Genomic DNA, 20,438 nt, shown 5'->3' with positions numbered 1-20,438 from the left:
ATCACCCCGGTGTAAGATACCAATCCGGCGACTAATAAATTTCTATTTGCCCCGGTCGTTTTAACACTAGTTGACGTGAAAAACAAAGAGGTTGAGACTCATATCCCAACCTCGTAATAAGATCTTATTCTTCGTTCTAAGCCCGTAAATGGTGAATCACCCGGTAGAGGATCATCCCAAATAACGGAACGGTAATCATCATTGCGATGCCCGTTGCAACACTTGCTGGGACAGCTGCTACCGCCATTGCCAGGGCGGTATTAAAATGGCTACCTACCATCAGGGCTTCAATCACGTACCGGAGATACCCGCTAACCATCTTAGTAATCCCCGTAGCAATTCCTAAAATAATCAACCGGGAACCCTTCATCGAGCGTCCTAGTGCGTTAAACGTAAGTGTCGCAACGCACCCAACCATCAAAACTTCCATAACGGTAAGGTATGCGTGGGCCGCATAACCATTTAAAAAATCAAACAGCACCAGCCCAATCAACCCGGCGATTATCCCGTATTTAAATCCCAAAAAAATCATTCCGATAACAACAAAGGTAAACCCTAAATCAATGAATGGGTGCCCCACTGGTGACGGAATATGAATTTGCATCATTGCCAAAACATAATCAATCGCCGCAAACACCGCTGCAAGGGTAATGTTCCGAACCTGATTAGTACTCCTGAGCATTATAAAGTACCTCCTTTTCATGTTTCCTCTCTGTATATCACTACCACGTGTAGCATACCACGATTTTATGAGAACCCACTATGAAGATTACCTAATCTCACCAATAGTTCACAAAAAGTACGACCCAACACTACTACCAGCAAGTTGGGCAGCCAATTCATCATAATAAACAACGCCAGCTTGCTCTTCGTACACTAACCGTAATTTGTCCTGATTAGTATATAGCAGAACTTCATCCGCCACCTGTTGAATTACCCGGAGATTAGCTACTCCCCGGGCGAACCGCGCCGCAACGTCCACCTGACTTCCACCAATGCCGCCCTGTTGAAACCGCGCGGTGACCCGCTGAAGAGCTACAGCTGCATCCGCCACTAAAACACCAATTAACCGCACCGTCATTCCATGCGCGTGGCCCTGCTTAACAAGACGAAGAGCGGTTCGCGCTGTTCCCCCGAGAGGCGTCTCCCAGGTAACCGCCCGGTGCGCCGCCACTTGAGCGCTCACTGCATGCTGGGCTTTCATAACCGCAGCCATCCGGTCATTTCCCCGCCGCCAGTTACCGTGAGCGCGCCGTAAATAGTCGTCTGCATCAACAATAATATCGCCCGCAAATAACTCAGGGTGTTGGGTGCGGAGCGTTGTCTTCCCCGCACCATTCACGCCTGCTAATACCGTTAGCCGTGCTTTCTTCATTTAAGCCTCCAAACATCAAACAAGCAGTTACACGGGGTAACTGCTTGTCCAAAATTCTAATTAATGCGCCTCGTGGGCAAGTCGCTGAACATCCCGCGCAATCATTAACTCTTCGTTCGTTTTAACCCGGAGGACCGCAACCGCCGAATCTGCCGTTGAAATAGCGCAGTCGCCATCCGGATGCTCATTAGCTGCAGAATCAATCTTAATTCCTAGATAGGCTAATCGCTCAAGTACCAGCCGCCGAATTGGCGCTGAATTCTCCCCAATTCCGGCGGTAAAGATAATGGCATCAGCCCCGCCCATTTCTGCAACGTACTGACCAACATAACGCACAATATTCCGGACAAAAATATCCAAGGCCAACTGTGCCCGGTCGTTACCATCAGCGGCTTGAGCAAGAATATCACGCATATCTGATGAAATTCCAGAAATTCCCTTTAGCCCCGCTTCGTGGTTTAGGAGAGTCACCATTTCATTTCCGTTTGTAATCCCCAACTTATCCATAACAAATCCGACCAGTGACGGATCAACGTCTCCTGAACGGGTTCCCATCGTTAAACCAGCTAGCGGGGTGAAACCCATCGAAGTATCAAACGATTGCCCGTTCTGAACAGCACAAATGGATGAACCGTTTCCCAGATGACAACTAATTAATCTTAGCTGCTCGTACGGCTTTCCTAGGAGGTCCGCTGCCCGCTGAGTAACATACCGGTGGCTCGTTCCGTGCGCCCCGTACCGACGCACGCCCCATTTTTCGTACCATTCGTAAGGAACACTATAAATATAGTTTTCTGGGGGAAGGGTCTGGTGGAACGACGTGTCAAACACCGCAACGGAAACCGCCTGGGGGAGAAGCTCCCGAAAAGCCTGAATTCCCGCACCATTTGCGGGATTATGTAACGGCGCGTATTCCGCAAGTGCCTTAATCTGGGCTACATCATCATCGCTAACAATAACTGACTGTTTGTACACTTCCCCGCCGGCAACAACACGGTGACCAACCCCCGTAATTTCTTCGGGGTTCGTTACGATTGACAACTGCCGGAGAAGTTTCATTAACAAGCCCACCGCTGCCTTATGGTCCGGCACCGGCGTTTCTTCGGTGTACTTCTCTCCCGCTTGGTTCTTAATCGTCACCCGCGAACCATCAATTCCAATTCGTTCGATTTGTCCTGCTGCCAATTCCTTTTCCGCAGGCATTGCAAAGAGTTTAAATTTCAGGCTCGAACTTCCCGAATTAATTGCCATTATCTTTTCCATGCCAAGTCCTCCTTATTGTAACCGTTGTCATTAACATCATACCGCAAATTCAGTGCGCTGGAAACCCGTTTTCAGTTTCCGTGAGCAATCAACTTTGCTTCCTGGATATTTGACTGCCGGACAACAATACTGGCAACCGTATAAAGGTCCAGGAAAAAACACAATTCCGTAAAAGAAGCACTAAAAATCATAATCACCGTAATAACAAAGAGCACCTGACTTAGCAATACCCATTTACGGCGATCGTGCCGCAGTTGACTAATGGCAATTTGCTGTCCCATTGTTAATTCAACGGGACCTCGCTGACCAAGGCGCCGCCGCCAACCTACCAATTGGCGGTTAAGGCGAAAACTAATCACGCCCAAAATCAGCAACATAACCACAACAATTACTGTTCCCATACAATCCTCCCCTTTAATAAAAGCAATGGTCGTGATTTTTCATCACGACCGTAACTTAACTAATCATACCGAGCCCACTATTTTTATTCTTCTAGTGAACAATAATCACATCGCAGCTAGCCAACCGGATGACATAGTCCGTAACCGCTCCAATTAAGACGCGTTCAACGGCATTTAACCCCGTCGGCCCCATTACGATCAAATCCGTGTTGTGGTCTGCCGGAAATTCCTTTGAAATTACTGACCGGGGCGATCCATACCGAATATGCGGTTCAATATCTTTAAAGCCCGTTTTCTTAACCTTTTTGATTAATCCATCGACATAATCTTCAGCATCCTGGAATGTTTGGTAAACAATGTCGCCACTAGTATCTACGACTCCACCAAAGTTAACCGTAAACTGCTTCAAATCAATGACATTCAAAATATCAAGGTGGGCGTTATTCCGCTGGGCAATCTCAACAGCCCGTTTCAGTGAATGCTCAGCCGTAGCTGATCCATCAACCGGAACAAGAATATTCTTGTACTCTTGCATTCTGCTCACTTCCCAATCTTTTTTATAGTTTAATTATATCATAAACCCCACTTACATCCCCTATTGTACTAACAGATAACTGCTTCTTAAAGCACTCTTTACGTTTCTGAATGCCCACAACAAAGTCGAAAAAATATTCTTGCATTCCAATCAAAATCATGTATACTAATACAGTAAGCTTTTGAGCAATGCCACTGTGGCGGAATTGGCAGACGCGCAGCGTTCAGGTCGCTGTTCGGGTTACCCGAGTACAGGTTCGACTCCTGCCAGTGGCATATTAACATGTTGGTATATCAACGTTCATAGGGACTTTGACCGTTATTTGACCGTCAAAGCCTTTTTTTGTACTCTATCCCCAAATTCCAATTAGTAGTTACCATTTACCCCGTATCAATAGAGTTGAACGTAGCGGCGCAAAACAAAAGCGGCAGTTTTGCAACTGCCGCATGCAATCACGAACTTCACCATCACCCGAGGTAGTCTGAAGTTTACGGCTTCAGGTAGAAACGACCAGCCTTATCCATGGTCATATACCACCAGGACGATGAAGAACAAATCATTCATCGGTTTCATTATACGCAAAAAAGCGCTGAATGCGAAGTTATTCTCTCGGGGAAACCGGAGAGGTAACGCCGCACGCTTCCACTACCATTTCAATCATGCAGCCATGTATTAGTCTCTACCACTTCCACATACCGCTGAAAAGCATTGAACAGCGAGCTGACACCGCCCCGCTCATCCTTTAAACCGAATCTTTCCGCATCATTGCAGTTACCGAAACGCTTTACCATTACTTAACCGTAACAAGTTGACGAGCTCCCACTGCATATAACACCTTAGTAGTGACTGGTTGCCCGGTCATTAAAGTTAAGGCTTGGGCATACAAGTTGAGCTGCCCTTGATACTCCGTTGCTAACCGCTCTAATCCATCCGGTTGCGTGGCAAGTTGATCAGTCTTATAGTCAAACAAAACAATCCCATCCTTGGTTGGAATATACCCGTCAATAATTCCGTGAATCAAAACGGGCAAATCAGGAAGGGTTGCATCGTTAAATAGCCTGTTAGCCGGATACAGCATTGCAAACGGGGCTTCCCGGCGAGCCACCGCAGCATACTGTTGGAGCTGTTTCCCGATTAATGTTTGGTAAAAGGTAACGATCCCTTCGATATCAAGGGCAGCCACGACCCGCTTAGTCAGTTGTCGCTGAGCGATCAACTGCGCACAGACTCGCTGAACCACCCGCGGTGTCACCGGCTGCTCAAGCGGCATGTTTTGAAACACCAGGTGCGTGGCGGTCCCCAGTGTTTGCGCACTTAGCAGGGCTGTTTTTTGTTCCGTTGGTCCCTGGTAAAACCGGGGCATGTTAAACTGCGGTGTCCGTTGCACGGGCACTCGGTGAACGCGGTCGGTTACCGTCAATTCCGGCATCACTGCTTTATCCGGATCATCAAAGTAGTGCTTAATGCTCGTTACCGCCTGGTACGCTGCCGTCCGGGTCGCTGCTTCATCGGGATACGTAAATTCCAACACCCGCTGAATGGACTCCGGCAATGGTGTTAGTGTATCCTGGGCCTTTAACCACTCAGCAGCGTGGTGCTGGTGCTGATAAGCCGTCATTCCCTGATTATGCGCAGCACTAACCTGTGCTAAGGCCGGCTGGTCCCAGACAGTAATTTTAATCTGGGGAGCATGGGCTACGAAAAACGCCGGAATGGGCGCTTGTCTCTCCCCCGGAAGACCCGTTGTGGTGGCCATTATTCCATCCTTAACCTGGTGGACCGTTACCCGCGTTGCTACGTTAGGGACCCGCCCCAAGCACAGTAAAATCCAGTCCAAATACGAAGTTGCCGTTGCTCGCCGCTCGTACGGAAGAACTTCAACGTTGGTTTGACCAGCAACCGCTAATCGGTCAGCAAGATTCCGGGGAATTTCCCCTGGCTTACTACGAAGCCGCCCAGTAATGATTACCTTTTGCTCTGCCCGGGTAACCGCCACGTACAACTTCCGCATTTCCTCGGCTAACAACTGCAGTTTTTCCTGTTGCTGCAAATAACGCATTTGAGGAAGTGTAAACCGTACTATGAGGTGCTCGTTTTCCCGGCCAACCGTCGTGTCTCCTTCATTAAGGGTCAGTCCAGCCAATTCCGGTTCAGCACCACCGTCAACGGCAAGGCGTAAGCCCATTCCAATATCCTTATTGATAATAAACGGATCCTGCCCTGTAAGGCGAAACCGCCGGTCTGTATCAATCACAAACACCACCGGAAACTCCAGTCCCTTACTCTTATGAATCGTCATAAAGCGAACCTTATCCGCCTCTTCCTGGGGATTCTGGCTAGTTAAGTCGCGTTGTCGGTCTTCCATCCGGTGCACAAACCGAATAAACTGGTACAGCCCTTTAAAACTAGTCTGTTCGTACTCTTGGGCTCGTTCATACAGCGCGTGCAGGTTTGCCTGCCGCTGAGGGCCATTCGGCATTCCCCCCACAAAATCCAGGAAACCCGAGTGGTTATAGATAGTCCAAATCAAAGTGGCAATGTCCCCCCGGTGGGCCTGAACCCGGTAGGCCGTCAGGTCATCAAGGAACCGCTGAACCTTTGCGATTAGGGCTTCTTCCCAGTCCGGATGGTAATCCACCAGCTGCTTCCGGTCGTGCTTCACAAGGTACGCGTACCGCGTCAGTTTCGTATAAAAGTCTGTTTGCTGACGGCCGTTTACCTTGATTAAGGCCAGTCCATTTTCGTCAATTCCGTATAACGGTGACCGCAACACTGCCACTAACGGAATATCCTGATGCGGATTATCAATTACCTGGAGAAGGGCAAGCATAATCTTAATTTCCGTCATCTGGAAAAAATTGGTAGTCTCATCGACCGCTACCGGAATGCCAAACTGCTTAAAAACCGTCGTCAGGGCCGCCCCGCTACTTCGGGTTGATGCCAGCACAGCAATATCGCCCGCCGTTATCGGACGTTGCTTCTTTGTCTGACGGTCAAAGATAAGTTCGTGCTGATCCAGCATTTGCCGAATTCGTTGGGCCACCATCACTAATTGACCCTGGTTACCCTGCAAATCAGTATCAGTTCCAACATCAGCCACAACGGGCGAATCTGCATATAACAAAACCTCCGCTGGTATCTCTTGCACTGCTCCTCCGGCCGCTTGGTAGTCCGGATTAGCGTTATCCATCAACGCTTGATCATCATACGTTAACGCCCCGATCTGGTTATCCATTAACTGCCGGAAGAAGAAATTTGTTAGTTGACCCACATTTTTTACCGACCGGAAATTCTGCTGCAACACAATTAACTCTCCTGGCACGCGGGATGATAACTGTCCGTCTTCCGTTGGCTGGAACGTGCCGTACTTGTGCTGAAAAAGGTGCGGGTCCGCTTGCCGAAAACGGTAAATTGACTGCTTGTTATCTCCCACCATAAAGACATTATCGGTGGCTAAGCGCTGAATAAGCGCCTCCTGCACGCCATTGGTATCCTGGTACTCATCGACCATAATCGTTGTGTACTTTTGCTTGAGGGTGGTACACAATTCTTCGTTTTCCAATAACTGCAGGGCGTAGTGTTCCAGATCATCGAATTCCAAGACATGCCGGCGCAACTTTTCCCGCAAAAAAGCTGCCCGGAATTTCCCAGTTAGTGTGGTTAACAGGTCAATCACCGCCGCCATCCGCCGGGTCAAAGTCGTCAAGCGTTCTGCTGGTAACTGCAAATAGTGCCCCACCGGATCAGCGGTTGCCTGCCGTTCCTTAGCAGACGCATTGTCGTACACTTCCATGATTTTTGTCTTTTTCCCTGGTAAATTATCATCCACGCCCCACGCCCGGTAAAAGTTAACGGCCGCGATAATTACTGGAGCCAACACATCATTCATGTGTTCCTTAACTAATTTCGCTTTGGGACTAAGATCCTTAAGCGGGTTAGGCATTTCCTTAATTTGGTTAACAACCATGACCATCGTATCCCAGTCAGGAGACACGGTATCATCCCACGCTACCATTTGTTTCTCCAAGGCCGCCCACGCTGCCTGCATCGTAGGCAGGACCTCTTCTTGCAGCTTCTTAACGGTCTTAGTTGGCTTGTTAACAGCCATACCAGCTAAGTTCGCTAAGCCAGCAATAATCTGCGGAATCCATTTTCTAGTTCGGATAATGGTACCGATAAACAAAGGAGCCACCACTTTTTGACAAAAAGCGGTATCGCTAATTGTCCCCTTTTCCGGAATGGCGTATAACTGCCGCGGAACGGTGTGAAGCCACTCATCCGGGTGGGCAGTTGCGCCAGCAGCAGCATCCAAAGCTGCTACTACTTTCGTCAACGCTTCATCAGCCTGGTCCCGGTCACCACTCAACAGATTTAAAACATCCGCGTAAGATTGTCCCAATTCATCACCGGGAATTCCCTCATCATCCAGGTGACGTAAGGCTTCCTGATAAAACTGCTCGCGCACCTTTTCCCACACATCGTCCCACATGATTTCGCGTTCAGCATCGTCCGCTAATAACCGAAAATCCGGGTCAAGGGTAGCGTCGGGTTCACCGGTGGGATTAACCGCATAATAATACTGCTGCAATAGGCGTAAACAAAAGGCGTGAAGGGTACTGATATCCGCCACGTTTACGGCAGTTACCTGCTCTTGGAGATGTGTTACTAATCCCGCATCGGCTTGTGGATCAGCACTCATCGTTGCTAACTGGTTCTCTAACTCGGTTTGTAACCGGATACGCATTTCGGCAGCCGCATCGTTCGTGAAAGTGGTAATTAGCATCCGCCGTAAGTCACCGTATCTCCCCTGTTCGTCCTTCGTCGTTAGAAGATGCATGACCCGTTCAACAAGCACCCGGGTTTTCCCCGAACCGGCGGAGGCCGCTACTAAAATATTATGGCCGCCATGAAGGACCGCTTTTTTCTGGGCAGGCGTTGCCCGGTCCATAAAATTACTTGTCATCCGTTGCTTCCTCCTTTTTCCGGGTATGCTGTTTAATAAATTGAATAAACTGTTCATCGTTTTCAAGCGCCTGCAGCTGGGCGGCAAGCTTCCTAGGAGCGGCCGCTACCTCCTGGTCTAAATCGTGATACGTATTTCCTAACGCCGGGTCAAATAACATCACCTGCTGGTAGTCCGATTGCTGCACCGCGTTAACCCCATGCAGCCGGTACGGGTACATGGAAATCACGCCGTCATAAATTAATTGTCGGGCCGTATCGAGTTTATACAGGTCATAGTCCAAAAGCATTTCAAAGTCACCAGGAGTAAGCACTAAGCTTTTCCCCCGCCCCTTAAATTCATTTTGCTTTGTTGTTCCCAATCCGTACTGTTCAACGTTAGGCGGTGTAGTCGTATGAGTAACAACCTGGCCGTCATCCGTAATGTTCAGGGTAGTAGCCGTCAAAGCGTTTAAAAAGGTGTTTTCCTGATCTTTTGTAAACAGCCCGTTGTACTTAAACTGATCGTTTAATAAGGTGAGTGGCGTTGCTCCGGATTTAACAGTAGATTGCCCTACCTGCGGGCTCCGCACCGTCACGTAAGTTCCGCTTCCCCGATAAAATTTAAGGGGTGCTTTCCGGGAAACAAACTGTGAAATACCCGCCTGTTCAATTAGTTGATGCAGTCTTGAATAGTTATTCGGTTGCCGCAAAACGTTTAGGTACGTGAGAAGTTGCAGCGATAACCCGTTTTTCAACCGTACGATAAAATGATCGAGGTAATTGTTAGTTGGATTACTGGACTTATAATCCACTACGTTGTAGTACAGCTGACCATCCGGGGTAGTAACCACGTCAATCCGATCAATCTTTCCGTTCACGTTCATCTGCCGGGAGCCACTTCCTAGGTGTAATGCCCGTAACGGTGCGTTATGGCCGCCATATTTCGTTTCCGCTGCCACCGGAAAGAGTGGTTGCCGGCGCTCCTGCCGGTAAAAAGCCCCAGTCACGCCATGAAGGGTCTGATTCATCCGGTATTGGAGGTACTGGTTCCGGGCTGAATTACGGAAAACCGCAAAGTCGTCCTCCTGCTGCACCTGCACGAGCGCCTGCGCAAACAACCGATCAAACTCGTAGTGCGGGAGTGTCCGCAGTGTGGCACCCGCCGTAACCACCTTCTTCACAAAGATCTCCATCACGCGATGTAGGTAATTTCCTGTATTTAATGGATCAACCTTAAAAACTGCTCGGGGTCGTAACCGCAGCCCGTGATTCAGGAAGAAAGCGTACGGGTTCTGCCAAAATTCCTGGATACTTGAAACTGATCCCCGGAACCGTTTTCCGTAAAGTAACGGCACCAGTGCAGGCGCGAGTTGCTTGTCGCCCGCTGGATCAAACGTCGTCTCCCCCTTAACGGGTGTACTGGCCGGAAGAACCGCATTTACGTAGGTTAACCCAGCGAGCGCGGCGCGGGCTTGGGGGATGGTTCCTAGCCGGTGCAGGAGCGCGCGCCATTCAACGCTAAGGGTTGTAGTACCTTCTTGAAGCGCTTGGCGGCACTGAGTAATAAGCGCACCGAGCATTCCCTGCGCCGTTCCCCCGTACGGTAACAGGGAATCAGTCGGGGCCGGAACTGCCCGAACCTGCTTAACCGCCACGTTTAACCACGCGGCAACTTGAGCAATAACTGGAGCAATGTCATAGGTTACCCCGTCCCGCCCGTTTACGGGAAAGGTAATAAATAATGCATCCGTTGCTACCAACAAATCCCGGAATAAGCGGTACGGGGCCGTTGCCATCTGCAAGTCAGCCCCGTCCGCTAACTGAGGACCGTCATCTCCTGCTAACCGGGTTGCCAGTGCCAACCGGTCATCCGCACTTAAAATAGTATTTTGCGTAACCGTTCCGGGAAGATCCGCGGCAGTTGCCCCCATTATGAAGACCACTTTCTTGTTGCGCAGATGCATCCCGTTTAGTGAACTAACAATTACCTGATCGAGCATAGCAGGGATTCGGCTATACGTTGCGGTCGCAAAACCATCCGTGAACAGCTGCGCAAAGACTGATACGTCAAATTTTCGCTCTCCCAACGTAGCCACGTATTCATCCAGTAACCGGCATAGTTGGTTCCACACCTGCTGTGGCCGGGTTGGATCTGCAGTGGCGCCCCCAAATCCAAAATGTTCTTCGGTGGTAGTCGTCACGTATTCCGCCGTATGCTGCCATCCTTCCAGTTGCGCCTGTACCCCGCTATCCACTAAGAAATCCATTAGGGCTTGGGCAAACGCATTCCCGCTCTTTGCTTCCTTAACCCGGGTAAAAAATGGTAACAACCAATTCACTACTGCCTGCCGGATAACATTCGCATTCCGGTTAATTCGGTCAGCGGCCCGGCGGTCTGCCGGATTCATCCCACTCCCTACCGGAACAACCATCCACTCCTTTTGCCAAGCTGCCAAATGGTTGATCCCCCGGGCTAACAGGTAATTTTCGACAACATCCAACGTTGCCCGAAATGTCCCAAGATTATGCTGTTTTACCGCATCATCACCGCCAAATTTCGGTACCAGTAATTCGGTTTTTAACAGCCGCATCATCGCCGAAAGCGTAAAATCATAATGCTGACCATCGTTATATATCGCTAATAGAGTCGTAATCAAAGCAACAAGGGGGTGCCCCCCCATCTGATGCTGCTGATCAACGAAAACGGGAACGTCCTGTTGCGTAAAGAAGGGTTCAATGAGATTAGCGTACGGAGCCATCGACGGCACAAACACTGCGATATCGCGGTACCGCAGGTGCTGGGTGGCAACCAGCTGACGAATTTGGCCGGCGATCCACTTAACCTCATGGGCACGATCCATCAACTGCGTTACGGTAAAGCCACATTCAGTCGCTGACGCATTACCCGCTGACGGTATTTGTCCCGTATAGCGCCGCTCCCACTGTTGAGCAATCTGCTGGAGCACCGGTGCCAGAGATCTGCCAGGAGCTACCTGCCAGGTAACCGTCACGTGGGCCTGGCGCGCACTTGCCCGAAGCCGCCGGGCAATTCGTACCGGCTGATAATACAGATAATTTGGTGCCACCATTTCCTGGTCTTCCACTAATTGTCGGGCTGCCGGTGACATTACCAAACTAACAATTACTTGTCGCGTGCGGGATAGCAGCACCCGAATTAGTTCGTGTTCCACAGCTGAAAAATGATCAAATCCTAAAAAGGCAATGGTAGTCTGCTGAAGATTAGTTTGGTGCCGAAGGTGATCCACCAGCCGCTGCGTCACCGTCGTTGGGTCAACGTAGTTTTTCAGGTCAACGTGAACAAATGCAGCGTATACGGCCCCCAGATCTGCCAACTTCGCTTGAAGTGCTGGATCCGTTACTTGAGATTGGAGGGCTTGTAAGTCAGCGGGCGTAAAGCCCCCTTGTCGTAGTTCAATTAACTGGGTGGCAAGCTGCTTCGCAAATCCCGGATGGTTACGTTCCCCCGCAAAAACCCGTAGCTGGGTTGCCGGAATTTGTTGTAACAGATCGCTAACCAACATGGTTAATCCCGCATTGCTAAACATTGATCGTTGCATTGCCGGATCGTCCCGTAAAAAATACCACGCTAGCCGGCTTACCGAAAAGACTTGAACGTTCCCCGATGCAAACGGCTCCCCGGAATTTCCCGCAAGTCCCTGTAAAAAATGAACCTCCGCTTCAAACTTTACCTGGTCAGGTACCACGATAAACACCTGGCTTTGCGGATGGATTGTTCGTTCCCGCTTAATCATCGCCAATGCCGCGCGGTCATGGTCCCGGGTGGCATCACCATATACTACCGTTAATCCCACCAAAAAACCCCCTTCATTAAGTTTTTCTTTTAGTATACTATTTCCCTGCTGAGCCTCCCATTCCCGCGGCCAAACTTCACGAAAGCTTTGCCTGTATTCTTCCTATCATTTTTGTTGACTAGCAACAAAACAATAGGTATTATGGCTAATGAGCCGTGAGCGATGTTGACTTTTGCGGCTATTTTTTCAGAGAGAAAGTGATTATTATGCATAACGAAGATGTTATAAAACCGTCCCCACCCCAACAACCCCGTAAAGCTAGTTGGTTAATTCTTATTTCAATCGGATTGGGAGTTTTGATGGCAATGCTTGATGTCACCATCGTTAACGTGGCCCTCCCAACCATTCAGAAGGAATTTCACGCAAATTTTATCAGCACCCAGTGGATCGTAAACGCGTACACCGCCACGTACGCCATCAGCATCCTCATGATCAGTAAGCTTGGCGATCTCTACGGAAAGAAGCGCTTCTTTCTCCTTTCGATGGCTGTCTTCACGCTGGGTTCATTTATGTGCGCTGTAGCTCCTAATAGTTTATTTCTTAACGTTTCTCGGGGGATTGAAGGTATCGGCGGCGCCGGGATTCTTGGCCTCTCGATGGCTTTAGTCGGTGACAACTATGAGGGTAAACAGCGGGCCTTCATCCTCGGAATTTGGGGGAGTATCGTTGGGTTTGGCACCTCGGTTGGTCCACTAGTCGGTGGAGTTCTTGTACAGTACTTTAACTGGCGGGCGATTTTTCTGATTAATATCCCGGTTGGCCTGATTGCAATGTATTTAGGGATTCGCCACATTACCGAAAAGTTTCACACACAAGACCGACACCTGGACTTCTTAGGGATGATCCTTAGTACCCTCACCGTTGCCTGCATCGTAATTGGCCTGCTTAATAAAGAAAACGATCTTAGTAAAAGTTGGTTCACTTTCCAAATTACCGGATGGCTGGTCGCCGGGGGCGTTTTACTGGGGATTTTCATCCTATGGGAGCTTCACGTTACCTATCCGATGATGAACCTTGCCCTCTTTAAGGAACGAACCTTTGTTGGTTCGTGTGTTGCGGCTGCCACAATTTCCTTTGGGTTATTCGCCTTCTACACCTACATGACAATTTTAATGCAGGATTACATGGGTTACTCGCCACTGGCAGTCGGATGTCAACGGTTATTGATTAGTGCCTTTCCTCTGATCCTCGGGGCGTTTGTCGGTTACCTGGTAGGACGCATTGGAAACCGCCTAATTGCGTGTGCCGCTCTTTTTCTTGAAGGAATTGGCTTTTTCCTAATGCATATAATGCTGGGGTACCACCTTACCTGGACGATTTTAATTCCCGCTTTTATCTTTATGGGATTAGGAAACGCCGGAATCAATCCCGCCATCTCAAATGCAGCGCTGGAAAACATTGCGCCACAAAACATAGGAATGGCTTCTGGAATTAACAGCGTGTTTCGCCAACTCGGAAATTGCTTTGGAATCGTTGTTCAAGGGCTGATTCTAAGTGCTGGTTACCAAAACAGCATTATGAACGGCCTGCACCATTCCGCCCTCGCCTGGCACATCGTTAACGCCGGTCCGTTTGCCGGAATGGCACTTGCCAAGCACCTATCCCGTATGCCGAATATTTTACTACTCATTCGGCACGCTTACTATGACGGAATTCACCGTCTTTTGTGCGTTATTACGGTAATCTTTATCCTGTCAACGGTAGGCTGCTGGTTCCTCTTAAAGCGGAAGCCAGCAAATGACCTGCCCCTTGATCAGCAATAGGTTGCCTCGGAGCGCTATTATTGGTAGAATAACCGTGACAGTTACGCGGTTACACGATGTTATCCACAAATTTCTAAGAGCGCATTCACTTTTGTGTAGATGGGTTCTTTTTTGTGCTTAACACCTTACCGAGAAAGGATTTATCATGCAAAAAACAATCAGCAAACAAACCCGGATTATCGTGGCGGCAATTCTGTTGACTGCAACCTTCTTTAGCCTCGCAAGCCAGACAATGATGGTTACCGCCCTCCCGGTAATTCAACACCTCATGCACGTTACCCTTGATACCGCACAGTGGTTAACAACGGGGTACACCCTGGTAATTGGGATTGTTACTCCCCTCTCATCCAATCTCTACGAAAAATTCACAAACCGCACCGTATTTCTCGGGATTATTGGAACGTTTATTATCGGAACCATTATGGGCTGTGGGGCCCACCAATTTTGGCTGCTCCTGTTAGCCCGCCTCGTTCAGGCCAGCGCGAGCGGCATCTTAATGACGTATACCATGACGGCCCTCATTTCGATTTATCCTTCGGAGAAACGGGGAACGATCATGGGAATTTCCAGCCTCATCATCTCCACGGCTCCGGCAATCGGCCCGACGGTGGCAGGGCTTATCCTCCAAGTCTTATCGTGGCGCTGGTTATTTATCATCGTACTACCCGTTATGGTAATCGTGTGGGTAATTGGATTCGTGAAGTTGCCCAACTTCTCCCCTACCCAAAACATCAAGATTGACATTCTTTCCGTTGGATTAGCCCTGGTTGGTGCCAGCATGGCCCTTACCAGTATCACAACATTTACCACCAACGCTCATCAGGCGTGGTTTCTCCTGATTGGCGGCGGGATCCTCCTAAGTATTTTTGCAATCCGACAGTTTAAATTAACAAACCCGGTGCTGCAGCTTCGAATTTTTAAATACCACTCCTTTTCAATTATGACGGCAATTTGCATTCTTGCATTCATGATCCTTCTAGGAACCGAACAGCTCATTCCGGTTTTTACTGAGGGGGTGACAGGCACCTCAAGTTTTGTCGCGGGCCTCGTAATCCTTCCGGGAGCTCTCGTTAACGCAACGGTTGCAGTTTTTGCCGGACGGTGGTATGACCATTCTGGACCGCGGTATCCCGTACTCCTTGGCGCCACGTTGATTTTGGTTGCAACGCTCCCCCTTATAGGAATGAACAAATACACGCCGCTCTGGTTAATCACGATTGATTACGCGATCCGGTTAGCAGGAAATTCCCTGATTTTCTCACCAGCCATGTCTGAAGCATTTAGGGACCTAACGCTGGAAGAAAATAGCCACGGAACCGCATTGAACAACACTCTCCGGCAAGTCGCCGGGGCCATTGCCGTTACCTTGTGCATTGTTCTGGCGGGAATCCCTCACTCCCTGACCGTGGGCACCCACCTAGCAGTGACAATAATTAGTAGCCTTGCAGTCGGGATTATCGTGCTTTTCCTGTGGTACCTACTGCAAGAAAAAAAGGCACAATCTAATTAATTAAACAGAAACATAAACAGGAGGTTGTGGCGTAGCCGCAACCTCCTTGTTATTCTTATAACCTGGCGCCAAAACAAACAGGCTAAGCGAAAGGCCACACCCTCCCGCATATCCGTACGGGTTACTCTTCCATCACGCCCGCTTTCTTCGTTTTGGCACACCTTTTCTACCTATTCGCGTCTGCTCCGGTGCCGCGTTTGCCTTTGCCGACTCCGGACTAATTCGTCTTGGCGAACCTTCAACTGCTGGATTTCCAGTTCGATTTCATTTAAAACCTCAATCTCTGTTTTCTGAATGTCCAACAGGTGCGGCCACTGTACTTCATTCAACTGGTTAATTTTTTCGTGTAAGTTGCGAATTTCCATCTCTGATTTCATATTTGTCCGGTAGTCGTTTTCAGCGTCATACCGATCACGTTCAGCCTGCCGGTTCTGACTCATCATGATGATGGGAGACTGAAAAGCCGCCAAACAACTTAGGAACAAATTTAACAAAATAAACGGATATTCATCAAAGTGGATTCCAAAAATATGCAGCGTATTGGCTGTCATCCAACAGAACAAGAAGACACAAAAGCCGATAATGAACCACCATGATCCACCGTACTTCGCAATTAAATCAGCCAGTTTATCACCAAGAGTAACCTTCATTTCGTTGGTGTTTTTAATCACGTAGGTATTACTGTTAAGTTCCTTTTCAAGTTTATCGTTAATTTTTCGGTTTGAATCCAGATCACGGTTGATGGTTTGTTCCATCTTATGCAACCGAATCCGTTGGAGATCATTCAGGCAAATAAATGAAGACGGACGTACCTGTGGATTACGTTCCTTAATTGCTTCCACCAAGTCCCCTCCCAGACTCTTGATGAAAAAGCCTTCCAAAGCTGTATATGATTTGCCACACATTACACAGGTGGCACGGTTCTTATTTGCCATTTTCTCACCCTTCTCCTATCCGTTTTCCGCTAACCATCTTATCATCAGTCAACTGAATTGGGTAGCACTTCCCCCTCGGTCAAAACAGCACACTGGACATTAATATGCCCGTCTGGTTGCATCCGGTAATGGACCCCCTGAATTTCGGGCACAAAACCAGCAAACCGTTCCATTGCGCCGACTAATACCTGAAAGTACTGCTGATCAACCGGCCGCCACCGTTCTCCTGGCGCCACAATAAACACTCCCGGCGGATACGGCAACGCCCCTTCGGCTGCAATCCGCCCCACAACCTGGTCAAGCGTAACCAGTTCGTCGTGATTCCGTCGAAACTCCAGGTCTGCCTGTGCGGGTGTTCGGGCATATTCCTGCATCTTCTCCTTGCTAAACAATCGCTGCTGCAGGTTAAACGTTTGGTGGTCCCGGTAATACGCGTGCATTTCATCACATAGTTGACGAAGCGAATACCCCACATACCGTTGCGGGTAACGAGCCGTTAACCGCGGAAGCACCTCTTCGAGCGGTGCATTTTCATTGTACAACCGTTCAAAGGCCAACAAAGCATCAACAAGTTGATTCAAATCCACGGTTGTATCGCCAGGAGTTAGTAAAAACAGGAGGGAATTGAGGTCTGCCTTCGCTTTTAAAATTCCATGTTCCGTGAGATATTCCGCTACAATATCCCCCGCAATTCCAAAGGGCGTGTACGTCTGCGTGGCCTCGTCAATTCCTGGCGTGGTAATCGTCAATTTAAGGGGATCAATCCGAGCTTGTCCTGCCGCCACCTTCTTAAAACCGTGCCATGCTTGACCCGCTGGCGTTAGTTCCCAGCATTGGGGGTCGTGCAGGAGCCGATCATCAGGAATCTGCTCCCACGGCTGGCCGTCAATTGTTGCAGGAATCAGCGGTTTAAAAAGCGTCGATTCCCGCAACAACCTCTTCCGCGTCGCAATCCCCCGCTGCATCACCGCCTGCCACCAGTTACGATTAGCGGAGCTCCCCGCTACGTACGGATTAACCGTCATTGAGGCGTAAAGCGGATAATTATAGCTCGATGTTACGTACTTTAAGTATGCGTTATTGAAATGCGTATGATCCACGTACCGCTTTTGACCCTTAATGTGCGCATCCTTCTTTAAAATTTGGGAAGCCTGCCCCATCCCAAGTTGTTGTTTATGCAGTGACTGAGTAACGAGGATTCCCGGATCTTCGGGACCAAACGTCCGTGATAGCGGTGTTAAATCTGCTAGTACGTCAACAAATTGTTCGTAACCGCCCCAGGCACAATCAAATAATACATAGTCACATAACTGACCGATGCGATCAAGAAGCCACTGGGCGTTCGCAAACACCCCGTCATACGTTTCGAGTTGAACAACCGCCATCCGGAACGGGCGCGGTTGTTTGGCTCTTTGCGGATCAACTTGAGCAGCCGCAGCCCGTAATTTTTCTGACGTCAGCAACGTCGCAACCATTCCCCCAATCAACCCGTGTGCATTCCGGTCAGTGGGAACATAAACCGGACGAGCTCCGTTCATCACCAATGCCCCGTTATACAGTGATTTGTGGTTGTTCCGGTCAAATAGAACCAGATCACCAGGCCGTACTACCGCACTCACGCAAATATCATTTGATCCGGTTGTCCCATTAGGTACAAAGTACGCCTTGTCCGCGCGGTAAACCGCCGCCGTCTTCTTCTCCGCCTCTAACGGTGTTCCCGCGTGCGTCATCGTATCACCCAGCTCAGTCACCGTGTCACTCGTATCGGCATACAGCATGTTTTGCCCAAAGAACCGATTAAAGACAACCCCGGCCGGATGAAGACCGTAATACCGCCCATTATGGTGTCCCGGCGTGGTAAAACTTACAGGCCGCCGATCAGCAAACGCCACAAGATCACGTAAAAAGCCCGGCACATTTTGATGAACATAGTTATCCGCAACGGTCGCAACCCGTTGCTGAATGGTAGCTGGTTGCGTTGCTGCATTAACCCGGACAACCGGAATGGGTAATCCCGTCTGGTTAGTTAACTGTCGAGCTGTAATAATTGAATCTTCATCCGAAACAATAATCGCTGCTAACTCCGCGGGATTAAGCGTTGGTGCTAACGCCACGGATTCCCAATCGGGAGGCACAAGCCGTTCTAACCCGGGGGTTACCGCAATCTTAAGGTACTTCATCCTTTACCCTTCTTTCAGCAAGCTACCTTTATCTTACCGCACTTACCTGCTCGTAAACCATTTCAACCGTTGCGATAGGCAAAACCATGCCGTAAAATAGGCGTTGTTTATTTTATGATCAAATTTTATTAAATAAAAAAGAGAGTGAGGAGAAGACATTGAACTGCTCGTTGTCGCGGTTTAACCACCATCCGCCCCGCATGGTTCTATTTATTCGTTACTAGGAACCATGAAAGGAAGGAAAATGGAAAACACACTACAACCTAAAAAGCATTATATGAGCTGGCCGGTTCTTGCACTGCTAGACTTCGTTACTATCATTAGCTTTGAAAACATTTTTTATCCGTTTCAAAATCAAGGATTATCAGTCGTTATCTCATGGCTGTTCCTGCTATTTTCATACGTTATTCCCTACGCCCTGATTGCAACGCAACTTGGCTTAACGTTTGATAATCAATCGGGGGGACTCGCCTCATGGATCCGCCGGGGAACCCACAGCGATCTGTTCGGTTACATTACGTCCTGGATGTATTGGACCCAAACAATCCCGTACCTGGTAGACGTTTCCAACTCCGTCGTCGTATCCATTAGCTGGATTATTCTTGGAAATAACACCCTGAATAAACACATGTCGCCAACGATGTTTGGCCTGATGACCTTCATCATCATTCTGGTATTTATCCTCTTTGAAAATAAGGTTAAAAATTCTTTGGAGATTCTGTCACTCATTGGTGGTGGTGCAATGTTCCTAATCTCAATGCTGTTCGTCTTCATGACGGGATGGGCATTACTTCACGGTGCGCACATCGCAACCCACTTCAGTTGGGGGGCATTTAAGCCCAGCTTTAGCCTCCATTACTTCTCAACAACCGGGTTATTAATCTTTGCAATGTCCGGGGCTGAACTAGCTGCACCGTACATTATCCGCCTTCGGAATCCAAAGTCAGAGTTTCCGAAAGCCATGTGGGCGTTAGCACTGATGACAGCGTTCCTAACAATTTTTGGAACGTTAGCACTAGCCGTTTTCTTCAACGCCAACCACATTCCGCACGATTTTAAGATGAACGGGCCATACTACGCCTTTCGTCTTCTCGGAGAACAGTGTGGGCTTGGAAAGTCCCTCATGTACGTCTTTGCCGTTGTTCAATTGTTCTTTATGCTTGCCCAACTGGCAATTCTAATCGATGCAGCAGCTCGGGTCTTTGCAAGTGACACGGCTAATAAATACATGCCAACGTGGTTAACAAAAAAGAATAAGAACGGCAAACCCATTAATAGTTACATTCTGACTGCGGGAATTAGCCTGTTAATCCTTCTTCTGAGCGGCACCCTCCCAAGCATTAACTCGATTTATAACTGGCTACTAAACCTCAACGGAATCGTCTCACCATACAAGACGGCCCTGGTCTTCGTAGCCTTCCTTGCTATTCGGTGGCATGAAAAAGAATTTCACTCAGATTATACCTACATCAAGAACCGAACAGGAGCCCTTGCAATGGGACTGTGGTGCTTCACCTTCACGTTTGTGTGTGCTACCCTTGGTTTTATCCCGCAGGATGCGAACCCAGGAACAGCCGCCTTCAATCACCAACTAATTATGAACTTTATAACCGTTGGCTTCCTGATTATCCTGGGATTCCTGCTGCCATTTCTGCGAAAACTGGAACTTCACCGAAAAGCAGCTAACTAATAATGTTAT

General features: G+C 48.9%; 12 protein-coding genes, 1 tRNA gene and 1 riboswitch. Of the genes, 4 read left to right on the top strand and 9 right to left on the bottom strand.

Annotated elements, in window-relative coordinates:
- Positions 1–136: 136 nt before the first annotated feature.
- The 5 genes from ACI3EZ_RS00120 to ACI3EZ_RS00100 all read right to left on the bottom strand — a co-directional run bounded on the left by ACI3EZ_RS00120 (position 137) and on the right by ACI3EZ_RS00100 (position 3,574).
- Positions 137–682 (bottom strand): ECF transporter S component, encoded by a 546-nt coding sequence (locus tag ACI3EZ_RS00120; RefSeq protein WP_405024097.1) that lies wholly within the window; start codon positions 680–682, stop codon positions 137–139.
- 108 nt (positions 683–790) lie between these two features.
- Entirely contained in the window at positions 791–1,375 is a 585-nt protein-coding gene (locus tag ACI3EZ_RS00115) for an AAA family ATPase (protein ID WP_405024098.1), read from the bottom strand.
- A 60-nt stretch (positions 1,376–1,435) separates the two neighbouring features.
- Positions 1,436–2,638: an acetate/propionate family kinase gene (locus tag ACI3EZ_RS00110; RefSeq protein ID WP_405025124.1), complete on the bottom strand. Its 1,203-nt coding sequence runs from the start codon at positions 2,636–2,638 to the stop codon at positions 1,436–1,438.
- A gap of 71 nt (positions 2,639–2,709) precedes the next feature.
- Positions 2,710–3,039, bottom strand: a complete 330-nt coding sequence (locus ACI3EZ_RS00105; RefSeq protein WP_405024100.1) for a hypothetical protein — start codon at positions 3,037–3,039, stop codon at positions 2,710–2,712.
- Positions 3,040–3,130: 91 nt separating this feature from the next.
- Positions 3,131–3,574: a universal stress protein gene (locus ACI3EZ_RS00100; RefSeq protein WP_405025123.1), complete on the bottom strand. Its 444-nt coding sequence runs from the start codon at positions 3,572–3,574 to the stop codon at positions 3,131–3,133.
- A 190-nt stretch (positions 3,575–3,764) separates the two neighbouring features.
- On the opposite strand from ACI3EZ_RS00100, the gene ACI3EZ_RS00095 reads away from it, so the two are divergent.
- Positions 3,765–3,849, top strand: a tRNA-Leu gene (locus ACI3EZ_RS00095).
- Between the two features lie 182 nt (positions 3,850–4,031).
- Positions 4,032–4,130: riboswitch (purine riboswitch) on the bottom strand.
- A gap of 234 nt (positions 4,131–4,364) precedes the next feature.
- Here ACI3EZ_RS00095 and addA read toward each other — a convergent pair.
- Positions 4,365–8,537, bottom strand: coding sequence for a helicase-exonuclease AddAB subunit AddA (gene addA, locus ACI3EZ_RS00090; RefSeq protein ID WP_405025122.1), 4,173 nt, complete (start codon positions 8,535–8,537; stop codon positions 4,365–4,367).
- Entirely contained in the window at positions 8,527–12,351 is a 3,825-nt protein-coding gene (locus ACI3EZ_RS00085; RefSeq protein WP_405025121.1) for a PD-(D/E)XK nuclease family protein, read from the bottom strand. The genes addA and ACI3EZ_RS00085 overlap by 11 nt, the downstream gene beginning before the upstream one ends.
- 206 nt (positions 12,352–12,557) lie before the next feature.
- On the opposite strand from ACI3EZ_RS00085, the gene ACI3EZ_RS00080 reads away from it, so the two are divergent.
- Both ACI3EZ_RS00080 and ACI3EZ_RS00075 read left to right on the top strand, forming a co-directional pair.
- Positions 12,558–14,114, top strand: coding sequence for an MFS transporter (locus ACI3EZ_RS00080; protein ID WP_405025120.1), 1,557 nt, complete (start codon positions 12,558–12,560; stop codon positions 14,112–14,114).
- 145 nt (positions 14,115–14,259) lie between these two features.
- A complete protein-coding gene (locus ACI3EZ_RS00075) occupies positions 14,260–15,624 on the top strand; it encodes an MFS transporter (RefSeq protein ID WP_405025119.1) in 1,365 nt (454 codons plus the stop codon).
- Positions 15,625–15,794: 170 nt separating this feature from the next.
- Here ACI3EZ_RS00075 and ACI3EZ_RS00070 read toward each other — a convergent pair whose 3' ends face one another.
- Both ACI3EZ_RS00070 and ACI3EZ_RS00065 read right to left on the bottom strand, forming a co-directional pair.
- Positions 15,795–16,559, bottom strand: coding sequence for a DUF1003 domain-containing protein (locus ACI3EZ_RS00070; protein WP_405024106.1), 765 nt, complete (start codon positions 16,557–16,559; stop codon positions 15,795–15,797).
- A gap of 44 nt (positions 16,560–16,603) precedes the next feature.
- Positions 16,604–18,739: a putative ornithine decarboxylase gene (locus ACI3EZ_RS00065; RefSeq protein WP_405025118.1), complete on the bottom strand. Its 2,136-nt coding sequence runs from the start codon at positions 18,737–18,739 to the stop codon at positions 16,604–16,606.
- Between the two features lie 244 nt (positions 18,740–18,983).
- Between ACI3EZ_RS00065 and ACI3EZ_RS00060 the strand changes: the two genes are divergently transcribed.
- Positions 18,984–20,429 carry an APC family permease gene (locus tag ACI3EZ_RS00060; protein WP_405024108.1) on the top strand — a complete coding sequence of 482 codons (1,446 nt, stop codon included), beginning with the start codon at positions 18,984–18,986 and terminating at the stop codon, positions 20,427–20,429.
- Positions 20,430–20,438: the final 9 nt, after the last annotated feature.

The sequence above is a fragment of the Ligilactobacillus sp. LYQ60 genome (assembly GCF_045033015.1).
Lineage (GTDB): Bacteria > Bacillota > Bacilli > Lactobacillales > Lactobacillaceae > Ligilactobacillus.
Note: the sequence above shows the minus strand (reverse complement) of the source record. Positions and strands in the feature narration are given on the sequence as shown.

Excerpts from the sequence above, each read along its gene's own strand:
- ACI3EZ_RS00075 (WP_405025119.1), top strand. The coding sequence starts at position 14,260 with ATGCAAAAAACAATCAGCAAACAAACCCGGATTATCGTGGCGGCAATT.
- ACI3EZ_RS00065 (WP_405025118.1), bottom strand. The coding sequence starts at position 18,739 with ATGAAGTACCTTAAGATTGCGGTAACCCCCGGGTTAGAACGGCTTGTG.
- ACI3EZ_RS00060 (WP_405024108.1), top strand. The coding sequence starts at position 18,984 with ATGGAAAACACACTACAACCTAAAAAGCATTATATGAGCTGGCCGGTT.
- ACI3EZ_RS00100 (WP_405025123.1), bottom strand. The coding sequence starts at position 3,574 with ATGCAAGAGTACAAGAATATTCTTGTTCCGGTTGATGGATCAGCTACG.
- ACI3EZ_RS00115 (WP_405024098.1), bottom strand. The coding sequence starts at position 1,375 with ATGAAGAAAGCACGGCTAACGGTATTAGCAGGCGTGAATGGTGCGGGG.
- ACI3EZ_RS00070 (WP_405024106.1), bottom strand. The coding sequence starts at position 16,559 with ATGGCAAATAAGAACCGTGCCACCTGTGTAATGTGTGGCAAATCATAT.
- ACI3EZ_RS00110 (WP_405025124.1), bottom strand. The coding sequence starts at position 2,638 with ATGGAAAAGATAATGGCAATTAATTCGGGAAGTTCGAGCCTGAAATTT.
- addA (WP_405025122.1), bottom strand. The coding sequence starts at position 8,537 with ATGACAAGTAATTTTATGGACCGGGCAACGCCTGCCCAGAAAAAAGCG.
- ACI3EZ_RS00080 (WP_405025120.1), top strand. The coding sequence starts at position 12,558 with ATGCATAACGAAGATGTTATAAAACCGTCCCCACCCCAACAACCCCGT.
- ACI3EZ_RS00120 (WP_405024097.1), bottom strand. The coding sequence starts at position 682 with ATGCTCAGGAGTACTAATCAGGTTCGGAACATTACCCTTGCAGCGGTG.
- ACI3EZ_RS00105 (WP_405024100.1), bottom strand. The coding sequence starts at position 3,039 with ATGGGAACAGTAATTGTTGTGGTTATGTTGCTGATTTTGGGCGTGATT.